The sequence below is a fragment of the Streptomyces sp. NPDC017940 genome, assembly GCF_044328435.1.
Classification (GTDB): Bacteria; Actinomycetota; Actinomycetes; order Streptomycetales; family Streptomycetaceae; genus Streptomyces.
In genome coordinates this window covers 21,638-34,472 of record NZ_JBIRHJ010000014.1, presented here as the reverse complement: position 1 = coordinate 34,472, position 12,835 = coordinate 21,638, and the positions used below count along the sequence as shown (strand labels likewise).

Sequence of the window (12,835 nt, the reverse complement as noted above, 5' to 3'; positions counted from 1 at the left end):
GCGACGCGAACACAGCGGCCGGAAGACCTCTCCTGAAGCCGTTGTTTCTGCCACGATTCCGAGTGGGCGGGGCTTGGAACAGCACTCCCGCCCCCTACGTCCGCCGGGGGGATCCCCAACCGGCGCCTATGAACAGTGGGAGAGTCACGGTGTACTTCGCCGCACTGCTCGCGCGCACCGAAGACGGGTGGGAAGCGAGCGACACGGAGCTCGACAATGTGGAGACCCTGTCGGATCTGACCGACCTGGCCCGCGAGGCCGCCGCCGAGATCAGCGAGAACTACGACGACACAGTGCTCGTCTTCATCGAGCAGGAGGGCGCCTGGTTCGGCGTCGTGCGCATCGACGGCGAGGAGGACCCGCGCATCTTCGTCTCGAACGGGGCGGCGGCGTCGCGCAGCGCGTACGGCGAGATCCTGCTCACCGACGAGATGCTGGGCCGCGACCCGGACGACAGGGCCGACGACCTGGACGCCCTCGACCTCGACGGCACCGAGGACGGCGAGTCCGGGGTCGACGTCCCCGAGCCGGAGGTGACGGAAGCCGCGGGCGAGGCCGTGCCCTCCGGCGCCCTCGGCGACACGGAGATCCTCAGCGACCTGGGCGTGCCGGAGAAGGACCTGCTCGGCCTGGTGAGCGGTGACGCGCTCAACGAGATCGCCGACATCCTCGGAGCCGCGGAGGTCCTCGAAACCGTCCGTTAGGTTCACCGTGTGACACAACTCCCAGACCCGGTACGAGACCGCTGGCGGGCGCCGATGCGGGTCGCCCTGGACGAGGCCGAACGGGCCGTCCGGGGCGGTGACGTGCCCGTCGGCGCTGTCGTGCTGTCCGCGGACGGCGAGACCGTGCTGGCCACCGGGCACAACGAGCGCGAGGCCACCCACGACCCCACCGCGCACGCGGAGGTCGTGGCGCTGCGCCGGGCCGCGGCGAAGCTCGGCAGCTGGCGGCTGCCCGGCTGCACGCTCGTCGTCACCCTGGAGCCCTGTGTGATGTGCGCGGGGGCGCTTCAGCAGTCCCGGGTGGACCGGGTGGTCTACGGCGCCCGCGACGCCAAGGCGGGCGCGGCGGGCTCGCAGTGGGACCTGCTGCGCGACCGGCGCCTCAACCACCGCCCGGAAGTCGTCGAGGGCGTACTCGCCGAGGACTGCGGACGGCTCCTCACGGGATTCTTCCGGGACCGCGACACCCCCCGGGGGCAGGGGCCGACCCCGCCCGGGCCGGCATAGCCGCAACGGATTTCGGACCACGGCCCACCTTGGGCTAGGATCTCTCTCGGTAGCGTGTCCGAGCGGCCGAAGGAGCTCGCCTCGAAAGCGAGTGTGGCGCAAGTCACCGAGGGTTCAAATCCCTCCGCTACCGCTCTTGTGTGAAGGGCCCCGTCCGGTGGACGGGGCCCTTCACGTATCTACGGCGTGGGACGGGGCGGGAGCACGAAGGAAGCCGAGGGAAGACGAAGGAAGCCGAAGAAGGACGACGAAGGACGACGAAAGACGACGAAAGACGGCGAAAGACGGCGGAAGACGGCGGAAGACGGCGAAGCCGAGGGAGGACGACCGGCACGGACCCGCGCCGCCAGGTCATCGATCCTTAAAAACCTGGTGAGTTCGAGCCACGTTAGACTCGCCCGGCACAGACGGAGCAGCAGGCACACGGCAGAAGGCACACGGGTGCGGGGATGAGCGGGCACGGGAAGGCCACAGCGTGAAGGACCCGAAGAAGATCGTTCTTTTCCTGCTCGTGGTGTTCGTCCTCTACGTGATCATCACCGACCCGGAGAAGGCCGCCGACTACGTCCAGGTAGGGTTCGAGGGCATTTCGGACGGCGCCAAGGCCATCGGCGACTTCATGACCTGGGTGGCCAACGGCGGCAAGGACGACTGACCGACCACTGGGAGTGCCCGTGATCCGCCATCTGGTCCTCTTCAAGCTGAACGACGGCGTCGAGCGCGACGACCCGCGGGTGGCCGCAGGCGTCAAGGCGTTCGAGGAGCTCGACGGGCTCGTCCCCGACCTGCGGTTCTGGGAGTGTGCCTGGAACATCTCCCCGCGCCCCATCGCGTACGACTACGCCATCAACTCGGCCGTCGACGACGCCGATGCGCTGACGCGCTACCTGGAGCACCCGGCCCACCAGGCGGGCGTCGCGCTGTGGCGCGAGTTCGCCACGTGGGTGATCGCCGACTACGAGTTCTGAGGCCGTCGGCGCCCCGGCGCCCGACCCGCGCCCGGTGCCGGAGCGCACCGCCGCCACCTCGCGTTTTCCGCCGCCCCGCCACAGCCCCGCACCGCGCCGGTGCGGGGCTGTGGCATGTCTTGCGCGTCAACTTCCCGGTCAACACGGAGTTTCGGGGTGCTTGCACACAGTGCACATGTCTTGTGATGCTATGACCGCTTTTGACGGATGAGTTGATCGAGTGCGACCGGGCTTGACTGGGACCGACTGAGCCCTGCCGGACTCGCGGGAGAAGGGGTGGCGTTGACCGTGCCGGCCAGTTCTGCGCCCGAAGCACCACCCGCCCAGGCCGCCGAGGCGCCGCCCGCCCGAGGAGGCGAAGCACCGCCCGCCAAGGCGTCCGAGACGCCCCCCGCCCAGGCCGCACCGGCCGACGACGCACCGCACACCGCACCGGACGGCGCGGTACCGCGCACCAAGGCGCCGAGCACCCGGGGCGCCGACACCCGCGCCCTCACACAGGTCCTGTTCGGCCAGCTCAAGGAGTTGCAGCCGGGCAGTCCCGAGCACGGCAGGGTGCGCGGCGCGCTCATCGAGGCGAACCTGCCGCTCGTACGGTACGCGGCGGCCCGCTTCCGCAGCCGCAACGAGCCGATGGAGGACGTCGTCCAGGTCGGCACCATCGGGCTGATCAACGCCATCGACCGCTTCGACCCGGACCGGGGCGTGCAGTTCCCCACCTTCGCCATGCCCACGGTCGTCGGCGAGATCAAGCGGTACTTCCGCGACAACGTGCGCACCGTCCACGTGCCGCGGCGGCTGCACGAGCTGTGGGTGCAGGTCACCGGCGCGACCGAGGACCTGACCACGTCGTTCGGGCGCTCCCCGTCGACCGCGGAGATCGCCGAGCGGCTGCGGATCTCCGAGGAGGAGGTGCTCTCCTGCATCGAGGCCGGGCGTTCGTACCACGCGACATCGCTGGAGGCCGCGCAGGAGGGCGACGGGCTGCCCGGACTCGTGGACCGGCTCGGGTACGAGGACCCCGCGCTCGACGGCGTCGAGCACCGCGACCTCGTACGCCATCTGCTCGTCCAACTGCCCGAGCGCGAGCAGCGGATCCTGCTGCTCCGCTACTACAGCAATCTGACGCAGTCCCAGATCAGCGCGGAACTGGGCGTTTCCCAGATGCATGTGTCACGACTACTGGCCCGAAGCTTCGCGCGGCTTCGATCCGCAAATCGGATCGAGGCGTAACCGTATCGGGTGGAACGGCCTTTTGGTCGTTACCGACGAAGTCACGACAGAAAAAGCCCCAGACCCCCTCTTTCCTGCACGGATGTCACCCTCAGTTGTCGACAAGTCACTACAGCGCGTTGCCGACATGTGACATTCTGCTGGAGCAGCGTTTGCCGGGGCCTCGCCGCCGGTATTCAGGTGGAGGCTGCGTTCCTTCGAAGGAGCGCCGACCGCGACCGTCCGCGACCTCAAGGGGGTGGCATGTCCGCAGACCAGGGCAGCTCGAAGGTGCTCACGCTCACGCTCGAAGACAGCGAGAGCGGATCAGCGCCCGACGCGCTTCACGGTTCCGAGGCCCCCGCGGCCCCGGAAGTCATCGACACCCGCACCCTGTCCCGCTCCCTGTTCCTGCGGCTCGCGACGCTCGCTCAGGACAGCCCCGAGCGCGCGTACGTCAGAGACACCCTGATCGAGCTCAACCTCCCCCTCGTGCGGTACGCGGCGGCCCGCTTCCGCAGCCGCAACGAACCGATGGAGGACATCGTCCAGGTCGGCACCATCGGCCTGATCAAGGCGATCGACCGGTTCGACTGCGAACGCGGCGTGGAGTTCCCGACGTTCGCGATGCCGACCGTCGTCGGTGAGATCAAGCGCTTCTTCCGGGACACCAGTTGGTCCGTGCGCGTGCCGCGCAGGCTCCAGGAGCTGCGCCTCGCCCTGACGAAGGCCAGCGACGACCTCGCCCAGCGCCTGGACCGCTCGCCCACCGTGCCCGAACTGGCCGCCGTGCTCGGCGTGTCCGAGGAGGACGTCGTCGACGGCCTCGCCGTCGGCAACGCGTACACCGCGTCCTCGCTCGACTCTCCCGCGCCCGAGGACGACGGCGGTGAGGGCTCCCTCGCGGACCGTCTCGGGTACGAGGACACCGCCCTAGAGGGCGTCGAGTACCGCGAGTCCCTGAAGCCGCTGCTCGCCAAGCTGCCGCCGCGCGAGCGCCGCATCATCATGCTGCGGTTCTTCGCCAACATGACGCAGTCGCAGATCGGCGAAGAGGTCGGCATCTCGCAGATGCACGTCTCCCGGCTGCTCACGCGGACGCTGGCGCAGCTGCGGGAAGGGCTCATCGCGGACTGAGCCGCTCCCCGGCCGCCCCGGCCCGACGGATGCCTCTGACGCGACGGCTCCCAGGCCCGACGGCCGCGCCCGACCCGACGGCCTCCCCTGGTTCTGTTGACTGGGTTCTTAATTGACGGAGCGTCAGCCACACTGGCGCGATGCTTCCTGGTGCGTGGAGTGGCGGTCGTGGCCGCCGGGGCGCCCTGGCCGGGGCCTCGGCGGTCGTGCTGTGCGCGGGCGTGCTGCTCGCCGCGTGCGGCCGTGACGGGCGCGAGGGCCATGTGGCCACCGGCGCGGCCGCCGACGGCCCTCAGGCGGGTGGCCAGGGGGCCGTACCGCCCGGCGGGGACGTGGAGTTCGTACCGCTGGACGGCAGCCCCTCGGGGAGGCCCTCAGGGAGGTCTCCGGGTTGGGCTCCGGGGCAGAGCCCGGGGGACCCCGGCGGGGATCCCGGACCGGACTCCAAGTCACCCGACGACGGGCCGGGTTCGGGCGTTCAGGGCACCCCGGACAGCCGCGGTCCCTCGACTTCGACCTCCGGGAGCCGCAGTCCCTCGACCTCGGCCTCCGGGAGCCGCAGCCCCGCGCCGGGCAGCAGCGGCCTCGGCGGTAACGCGACCGGGAGCGGGAGCGCAACCGGGAACGGAAACGAGGACGAGGACGGCCCCGGCAACGGCAACGGCAACGGCAACGGTGCAAGCGATCACCGCCCCGGCCCTCCCGGCAGCAGCAGCGGGAGCGCTCCGACCACCCCCGGAACCACCCGCCCGCCGAGCACCCCGGCCCCGCCGGCCCCCGCCGCCCTGGAGGTCGGCGCACCCCGGCGCGAGGCCGCCGACAAGCGGTGGTGCGAGGACGTGACCCTCAGCTTCCGCAACACCGGTGGCGCACCGGTGCGTTCGGGCAGCGTCACCCTCGGCACGCACATCATCGGCGCCCTCGGCGTGGACTGGGGAACGATCGAGTCCACCCGGAAGCTCCCGGCGCCCATCGGGGCCGGGAGAACCGTGCGGAAGAATTGGCCGATTTGCGCCGACTGGTGGCGCGTTCCGCCAGGTATGCACATCGAGACACGGGACGTCGACGTGCGGTGGAAGTAGCCGTCAGACGGGGGAAGCAGCCGCCGTACAGCGAGCGCAGCCGACGCAGAACCGAAGAACGCAGGCGAAAGCAGCGAAGCAGAAACGGCGAAGCGAAAGCGAAAGCGGCGAAGCGAAAGCGGCGAAGCGAAAGCGGCGAAGCGAAGCTGCGCACCGGAAGCGGCGAAGCGAAAGCCGCGCACCGGAAGGGGGCGAAGCAACCGCCGAGTGCCTACTTCAGCGCCAGCCAGGCCACCGCCGCGACGATCACGACGCCGACGATCACGCTGAGAACGAGGCCGATGCGCGGGCCCGCCGGAGCCGCCGCCTGCCGCTGCTGGGCGCGGCCGCCCCGCGGCGGCTCGTCGACGAAGGCGCGGAACATCTGGGTGGAGCCCGCCGGGTCGTGCTGGCCCTCGGGACCCTGGGGGGCATGGGGGTTGTGTGCCATGGATCAGGACCCTAGCGAATCCCCCGCATCCGGCCCAACCCCCGCTGACCGGCGACTTTACATCCGGTGGCGCAGACCTTTGCCAGGCCTTTAAACCTTTCGTCCGATATTAGTTTGCCTGTGGCAACCAACTGCTTCTATGGTTGCCCTAAGCAACGAATAGTAGTGAGGGTGGGTGCCGTGGCCGCACAGCGTGAGTACGAGGAGCTGGCCCGCCAGCTCAGCGCGATCGGCGCCGTCAAGCGCGGCCTGGGCCGCGGACTCCCCGCGGACTGCCCGGGCGGCTCCGCCGCCGTGCTCACCCTGCTGCAACGCCACGGCGAGATGCGGATGAGCAGGCTCACGGAGCTGCTCGCCGTCGACATGTCGGTGACCAGCAGGCATGTCGCGCACGTCGCCGAGCGGGGCTGGATCGACCGGGCCCCGGACCCGGCGGACAAGCGCTCGCGCATCCTGCGGCTCACCCCGGCGGGCGAGGCCAAGTTCGCCGAGCTGTCCGAGCTGTCCATGCGGACCCTCGCCCACTACCTGCACGACTGGTCCGACGACGACGTCGGCCGGCTCAGCGCACTGCTCGCGCGCCTGCGTGCCAGCTTCGGGGACTGCCGAGCGGCTTCGGCCCGGCTCCCCGGGCCCCCGCACGCGACCGAGGAAACAACCCGTACACCCGCGTAAGAACCAGGAAAAGGAACCCCATGGCAACATCCACACCATCCGGTGTGCGGGGCAGCCATGCCAAGCACGGAGCGCACGGCGGACACGGCCGCGGCGCCGACGGTGCCCCGATGACGCACCGGCAGATCATGGAGGCCCTGTCCGGCCTCCTGCTCGGCATGTTCGTCGCGATCCTGTCGTCGACGATCGTCTCCAACGCCCTGCCCGAGATCATCGGTGACCTCGGCGGCGGCCAGTCCGCCTACACCTGGGTGGTCACCGCCGCGCTGCTCTCGATGACGGCGAGCACCCCGCTGTGGGGCAAGCTCTCCGACCTGTTCAGCAAGAAGACGCTCGTCCAGATAGCCCTGGTCGTCTTCGTCCTCGGATCGGCCGCGGCCGGTCTCTCGCAGAACGCCGGGATGCTGATCGCCTGCCGTGTCGTCCAGGGCATCGGCGTCGGCGGTCTGTCGGCGCTCGCCCAGATCGTCATGGCCGCGATGATCTCCCCGCGCGAGCGCGGGCGCTACTCCGGCTACCTCGGTGCGACCTTCGCCGTCGCCACCGTCGGCGGTCCGCTGCTCGGCGGCGTCATCACCGACACCTCCTGGCTCGGCTGGCGCTGGTGCTTCTACGTCGGCGTGCCCTTCGCGGTCATCGCCCTGATCGTGCTCCAGAAGACCCTGAAGCTGCCCGTCGTCAAGCGCGAGGTCAAGGTCGACTGGGGTGGCGCGTTCTTCATCACCGCCGCCGTCTCGCTGCTCCTGGTGTGGGTGACCTTCGCGGGCTCGGGCTCCGGCAAGAAGTACGACTGGCTGTCGACGCAGTCGTACCTGATGGTCGGCGGCTCGATCGTCCTCGGCCTGCTGTTCCTGTTCGTCGAGTCCAAGGCGCGCGAGCCGATCATCCCGCTGCGCCTGTTCCGCAACCGCACCATCGCGCTGGCCTCGGTCGCCTCGCTGTTCGTCGGCGTCGCGATGTTCGCGGGCACCGTGTTCTTCAGCCAGTACTTCCAGCTGGCGCGCGACAAGTCGCCGACGATGTCGGGCGTCATGACGATCCCGATGATCGCGGGCCTGTTCGTCTCGTCCACGGTCTCCGGCCAGCTGATCACCAAGACGGGCAAGTGGAAGGCCTGGCTCGTCAGCGGCGGCGTGCTGCTCACCGCGGGCCTCGGCCTGCTCGGCACCATGCGCTACGACACCCCGTACTGGCACATCGCCTGCTACATGGTCCTCATGGGGCTCGGCATCGGCATGATGATGCAGAACCTGGTCCTGTGCACGCAGAACCAGGTCGCGCCCGAGGACATCGGTTCCGCGAGCTCCGTCGTCACCTTCTTCCGGTCCCTCGGTGGCGCCATGGGCGTGTCCGCGCTCGGCGCCGTGATGGCCACGCGCATCAGCGACTACGTCAAGGACGGCCTCACCGACCTCGGCCCGAAGGGCGCCGCGTTCGGCCACGGCGGTACCGGCGGTGGCGGCATCCCGGACCTGGACGCGCTGCCCGCGCCGTTCAGGACCGTGATGGAGAGCGCCTACGGCCACGGCATCGCGGACGTGTTCCTGATCGCCGCGCCCATCGCGTTCGCCGCGTTCCTCGTGACCCTGTTCATCAAGGAGGTGCCGCTGCGCACGGCGGGCGCCCTCGCGCAGGCCGCGGACACCTCCGCCGACCCGGCCCCGGTGTCCCCCGGGGCCACCGCCGCCGGGACCCCCGCCGCCGACGAGCCCGTGCTCGCCTCCGTGGCCGCGCGCACCGAGGCCGCGCCCGAGTCCGGCCCCGGATCCACCCAGCGGCTCGCCGCCGTGGCGTCCGCCGCCGGGTCCGGTGACGCGCCCGCGCCGACCACCGGCGGTGTGCCGGTACGCGGCTTCGTGCGCGGAGCCGAGAGCGCGCCCGTGCCCCGGGCCGCGGTCACGCTGATCTCGCTCGGCGGGCAGCAGCTCGGCCGCTCCGTCGCGCGGGGCGACGGCTCGTACTCCCTTGACGCCCCCGGCCCCGGTTCGTACGTCCTCATCGCCTCCGCCGACGGCTTCCAGCCGCAGGCCTCCACAGTCGTGGTCGGTACCGAGCCGCTCGCGTACGACCTGCTCCTGAGCGGTACGAGCGGGCTCACGGGACTGGTGCGCACCGCGGACGCCAAGCTGCCCGTGGCGGGCGCCATGGTGGTCGTGACCGATGTGCGCGGCGACGTGCTCGCCACCGGCGCCTCCGGTGAGCAGGGCGACTTCGCCTTCACCGAGCTCGTGCCCGGGCCCGTGACCGTCGCCGTGAACGCGGCGGGACACCGGCCGGTGGCGCTGCCCGTGGAGGTCTCCACCGTGGGCGTCACCCGCGTCGAGGTCGAGCTGCGCTCCGGCTCGAGGGTGCTCGGCACCGTGCGCGCCGCGGGCGGTCCGCTGAACGGCGCGCGGGTCACGCTCGTGGACGCGGCCGGCAACGTGGTGGCCTCCGCGACGACCGGAGCGGACGGCGAGTACGCCTTCACCGACCTGGACGGCGGCGAGTACACGGTCATCGCGGCCGGTTACCCGCCGGTGGCCACCAGCCTCGCCGTGGCCGGTGACAGCGGCGTCGTCGAAGGCCACGACATCGAACTCGCCCACCCCGGCGAGTGACCGACCCCGCCCCGGGGCCGCGCTGTGAGCGGACGCGGCCCCGGGGCGGTGAGTAGGGCCCCCGGGACGGTGGCGACGCGACGGCAGGGGACGGCCGGTCGCCACCGCCGGGGGCCGATTTCCTCTTCGGCCCTCTCAGACCTTTCGAACCTCTACGAGGAGTGCGTGACGTGGGACTTGCTGGACGGATTCGGACCCGGGACGGATGGGCCGTGCCGCATGCCGTCGTGACGGTCACGGACATGACGGGTACGCAGGTGCTGCGGGCCGGGGTCGACGGGGAGGGCGCGGTGCGGGACACCACGCGGCTCGCGGCGGGCCCGTACACCGTCATCGTCACCGCGGTCGGGTACGCGCCCGCCGCCGCCACGGCCCTGGTCACGGCGAGCGGGCGGGCCGAGATCGGCACCGTGGTGCTCGCCCGGGCGGGCGGCACCGAGCTGCCGCCGCCCGGGCCGTGGACCATCGACCCCGTCCACTCGTCCGTGGGCGCCGTCGCCCAGCACCTGGGCATCTCCAGCGTGCGGGGGCGGTTCGCCGAGTTCTCGGGGCGCATCGAGATCGCGCGGAACCCCGGTGAACCGGAGAATTCGCGGGTCGACGCGGTGATCGCGGCGGCGTCCGTCGACACCGGCAACGCCATGCGGGACGGGCACCTGAAGTCCGCCGACTTCCTGGACGTGGAGACGTACCCGGAGATCACCTACCGGTCGACCGGCCTCGAACCCGCGGGCACCGACCGGTGGACGGTCCACGGCGAGCTCGGCATGCACGGCGTCGTGCGCCCCGTGGACCTGGACCTGGCCTACCTCGGCACCGGCGCCGACCCGTGGGGCGGCACCAGGGCGGCGTTCCGCGCCACCGCCGAGCTGCGCCGCGAGGACTTCGCCATGAACTACAACCAGGTGCTCAAGGCCGGCATCTCGGCCATCGGCACGACGCTGCGGGTGGAGCTGGACATCCAGGCGGTACAGGGCGAGAGCCTGCCGCAGGTGTAGCGGCTCCGGCGCCGCGGCGGGCGGGGTCAGGATTCCCCGGCAGGCGGGGTCAGCGGGCGGTCCGGGTCCAGGAGTGCCTCGATGCCCGCGATCATCAGGTCCAGGGCGATCATGAAGTCCCGCTCCCACATCTGGGCGACGGTGCCCTCGCCGCGGGACGCCATGAGTTCCTGGGCCGAGCGCACCGCCTCGTTCGTGGACAGCTCCTCGTTGACGCTGCCGACCGCGTCCCTGAAGTACTCGTCCTGGGTCATCCCGGCCGCCGCGCACCGGGCGAGGAAGTGCCCCTCGATGGTCCCGAACCCGTACACGAACTGGAACACCGCGGCGATGGCGCCGTTGCGCCGGTAGGGCGAGAGGCCGGTGTTGCCGACGGCCTGCTGGATGGCGAGGGAGAACTTCAGCCAGTTGGGGCCGATGTTCAGGAACTCGCCGACGAGCGGCGACACCCAGGGGTGCCTGACCAGGAGTTCGCGGTAGCCGTCGGCCAGTTCGCGCAGCTGCTCGCGCCACTTCCCCGGCTCGGACGCGGTGTCGGGCAGCGGCACCTCCACGCACACCGCGTCGAGCGCCAGCTCCAGGAGGTCGTGCTTGGTGTCCACGTACCAGTACACGGACATCGCCGTGACGTCGAGCTCCGCGGCGAGCCTGCGCATGGAGAACTTGGCGAGCCCCTCCGCGTCCAGGAGCCGGACCGTGGCCGCGGTGATGCGGTCGCGGTCGAGGCCTGCCGGTTTCTCGCCCCTGCGGGAGGTGCCGCGGCGGGCCTTGCCCTCCAGCCAGACGCTCGTGCGCGCCGGTCGCTTCGCGCGGTCGGCTGCCTTCGCCATGGCGCACCTTCCTGGTCCTACTCGTGTGGGCGGGTGCTGATTCCCCGGAGGGCCGGGCGGCCCGGAAAGTCCCGGTCCGCCCGCCCCCGATGCTATGCCGACGCGGCTACGCGGTCGTCTTCTCCCCGGTGTCCCGCGGCCGCGCCGGGTGCTGCGGCGATTCCGCACGCTCCGCCCGCCACAGCAGCGCCGCGGCCAGCGCCCCGCCGAGGAACAGCGCCACCGCGCCGACCAGCTGGCTGGTCTCCAGGCCGGAGGAGAACGCGTCCGCGATGCGCTCCCGCTCGCCCGCGGACTCCGCCGCCGCCATGGCCGCGGGGAACGACGCCGCGGACACCGTGACCAGGGCCGAGAAGCGGGAGTTCAGGACCGCCCCGAGCACCGCGACGCCGAGGCCGTTGCCGAACTCGGCGAGGGTGCCGTTGATGCCCGCGCCCACGCCCGCCTTCTCCGGCGGGATCGCGCTCATGATGGCGTTGGCCATCGCGGGCATGGCGAACGAGATGCCCGCGCCCATCAGGATCAGTCCGACGAGCATGCCCGAGTAGTCGTGGCCGCCGAACGAGGCCAGCACGGCAAGGCCGCCCGCCAGCATCGTCATGCCGGTCAGGATCGTCACCGGAGTGCCCAGCTTGGCGTGCACCTTCGCGCCGATGCCCACCAGGTTCAGGACCACGACGGTCACCGCGAGGGGCGCCGTGCGCAGGCCCGCCTCGAGGGGTTCGTACCCGAGGACGAACTGGAGGTGCTGGGTGAGCAGATAGAGCGAGCCGCCGAGGCCGAAGGCCACCAGGATCGCGCCCGTCACCGCTCCGATGAAGCGCTTGTTCCGGAAGAAGTGCATGTCGAGCATGGGGTACGGGGCCCGCAGCTCCCACAGCGCGAACAGCGCGAGGACGCCGGCACCGACCCCCGCCGCGACCAGGACCTGCGCCGACGCCCAGCCGTGCTCGGGGCCCGAAATGATCGCGTACACCACCGACGCCATGCCGATGGTCGAGAGCAGCGCGCCGAGCAGGTCGGGGCGGTCGCCCTGCGGGTTCTTGGACTCCGGCACCATCCGCACCACCGCGACCACGCCGATCAGCGCCACCGGGATGTTGATCAGGAAGATCGAACCCCACCAGAAGTGGTCGAGCATGAAGCCGCCGAGCAGCGGGCCCGCGGCGAAGCCGAGGGAGTTGACGGTCGCCCAGAGGCCGATCGCCTTGACCCGCTCGGCGTCGTCGAAGAGCTGCACCACGACCGCGAGGGTCGTCGTCATCAGGAGGGCACCGCCTATGCCCATGCCGGCGCGCGCCGCGATCAGCTGCGCGGAGGTCTGGGACAGGCCGGCCACCAGCGACCCGATGCCGAACAGGACGAGTCCCGCGGTCAGGAGCTTCTTGCGGCCGTAGCGGTCGGCGGCGCTGCCCGCGGTGAGCAGCAGGCCCGACTGGACGAGCGAGTACGCGTTGATCATCCACTGGATGTCGGACGACGACGCGTCGAGCTCCTGGGTGAGCGAGGGGATCGCGACGCTCAGGACGGTGTTGTCGAGCAGCACGGTGAGCTGGGCGAGGCAGATGACGCCCAGGATCAGCCAGCGCTGCGGGTGGCGGCCGCCCGGTGCGGCGGCCGCCCCGGGACTGTCGGCGGTCGTCGCCGTCATCGGGGCTCCTTCTCTTCTAC

At 71.3% G+C, this 12,835-nt stretch carries 13 protein-coding genes and 1 tRNA gene; 11 read left to right on the top strand and 3 right to left on the bottom strand.

Annotated features, from left to right (window positions below; genetic code table 11):
* The first annotated feature begins 128 nt into the window (after nucleotides 1-128).
* The 8 genes from ACH4DX_RS33295 (at nucleotide 129) to ACH4DX_RS33260 (ending at nucleotide 5,631) form a co-directional block, all read left to right on the top strand.
* Nucleotides 129-704 (top strand): hypothetical protein, encoded by a 576-nt coding sequence (locus ACH4DX_RS33295; protein ID WP_398157813.1) that lies wholly within the window; start codon nucleotides 129-131, stop codon nucleotides 702-704.
* A 54-nt stretch (nucleotides 705-758) separates the two neighbouring features.
* Nucleotides 759-1,232, top strand: coding sequence for a tRNA adenosine(34) deaminase TadA (tadA, locus tag ACH4DX_RS33290; protein ID WP_398157842.1), 474 nt, complete (start codon nucleotides 759-761; stop codon nucleotides 1,230-1,232).
* 48 nt (nucleotides 1,233-1,280) lie between these two features.
* Nucleotides 1,281-1,365: transfer RNA gene (locus ACH4DX_RS33285), tRNA-Ser, on the top strand.
* Nucleotides 1,366-1,707: 342 nt separating this feature from the next.
* Nucleotides 1,708-1,887, top strand: a complete 180-nt coding sequence (locus ACH4DX_RS33280) for a hypothetical protein (RefSeq protein ID WP_058849922.1) — start codon at nucleotides 1,708-1,710, stop codon at nucleotides 1,885-1,887.
* A 19-nt stretch (nucleotides 1,888-1,906) separates the two neighbouring features.
* Complete coding sequence (locus ACH4DX_RS33275) at nucleotides 1,907-2,200, top strand: Dabb family protein (RefSeq protein ID WP_398119124.1); 294 nt, start codon at nucleotides 1,907-1,909, stop codon at nucleotides 2,198-2,200.
* A 288-nt stretch (nucleotides 2,201-2,488) separates the two neighbouring features.
* Nucleotides 2,489-3,433: an RNA polymerase sigma factor SigF gene (locus ACH4DX_RS33270; protein ID WP_398119126.1), complete on the top strand. Its 945-nt coding sequence runs from the start codon at nucleotides 2,489-2,491 to the stop codon at nucleotides 3,431-3,433.
* A 243-nt stretch (nucleotides 3,434-3,676) separates the two neighbouring features.
* Nucleotides 3,677-4,549: an RNA polymerase sigma factor SigF gene (locus ACH4DX_RS33265; RefSeq protein ID WP_398119127.1), complete on the top strand. Its 873-nt coding sequence runs from the start codon at nucleotides 3,677-3,679 to the stop codon at nucleotides 4,547-4,549.
* Nucleotides 4,550-4,689: 140 nt separating this feature from the next.
* Nucleotides 4,690-5,631 carry a hypothetical protein gene (locus ACH4DX_RS33260; protein ID WP_398157812.1) on the top strand — a complete coding sequence of 314 codons (942 nt, stop codon included), beginning with the start codon at nucleotides 4,690-4,692 and terminating at the stop codon, nucleotides 5,629-5,631.
* A gap of 211 nt (nucleotides 5,632-5,842) precedes the next feature.
* Here the strand turns inward: ACH4DX_RS33260 and ACH4DX_RS33255 are convergent, their stop codons facing one another.
* Nucleotides 5,843-6,061, bottom strand: coding sequence for a hypothetical protein (locus ACH4DX_RS33255; protein WP_398119131.1), 219 nt, complete (start codon nucleotides 6,059-6,061; stop codon nucleotides 5,843-5,845).
* 180 nt (nucleotides 6,062-6,241) lie between these two features.
* Between ACH4DX_RS33255 and ACH4DX_RS33250 the strand changes: the two genes are divergently transcribed.
* The 3 genes from ACH4DX_RS33250 to ACH4DX_RS33240 all read left to right on the top strand — a co-directional run bounded on the left by ACH4DX_RS33250 (nucleotide 6,242) and on the right by ACH4DX_RS33240 (nucleotide 10,334).
* Nucleotides 6,242-6,736, top strand: coding sequence for a MarR family winged helix-turn-helix transcriptional regulator (locus tag ACH4DX_RS33250; protein WP_398119133.1), 495 nt, complete (start codon nucleotides 6,242-6,244; stop codon nucleotides 6,734-6,736).
* A gap of 20 nt (nucleotides 6,737-6,756) precedes the next feature.
* On the top strand, nucleotides 6,757-9,336 hold the full coding sequence (locus ACH4DX_RS33245) for an MFS transporter (protein ID WP_398157811.1): 2,580 nt from the start codon (nucleotides 6,757-6,759) through the stop codon (nucleotides 9,334-9,336).
* A 170-nt stretch (nucleotides 9,337-9,506) separates the two neighbouring features.
* Nucleotides 9,507-10,334, top strand: a complete 828-nt coding sequence (locus ACH4DX_RS33240; protein ID WP_398157810.1) for a YceI family protein — start codon at nucleotides 9,507-9,509, stop codon at nucleotides 10,332-10,334.
* A 26-nt stretch (nucleotides 10,335-10,360) separates the two neighbouring features.
* Here ACH4DX_RS33240 and ACH4DX_RS33235 read toward each other — a convergent pair whose 3' ends face one another.
* Both ACH4DX_RS33235 and ACH4DX_RS33230 read right to left on the bottom strand, forming a co-directional pair.
* Nucleotides 10,361-11,164 (bottom strand): TetR/AcrR family transcriptional regulator, encoded by an 804-nt coding sequence (locus tag ACH4DX_RS33235; RefSeq protein ID WP_398157809.1) that lies wholly within the window; start codon nucleotides 11,162-11,164, stop codon nucleotides 10,361-10,363.
* Nucleotides 11,165-11,270: 106 nt separating this feature from the next.
* Nucleotides 11,271-12,815, bottom strand: coding sequence for an MFS transporter (locus tag ACH4DX_RS33230; RefSeq protein ID WP_398157808.1), 1,545 nt, complete (start codon nucleotides 12,813-12,815; stop codon nucleotides 11,271-11,273).
* Nucleotides 12,816-12,835 lie beyond the last annotated feature (20 nt).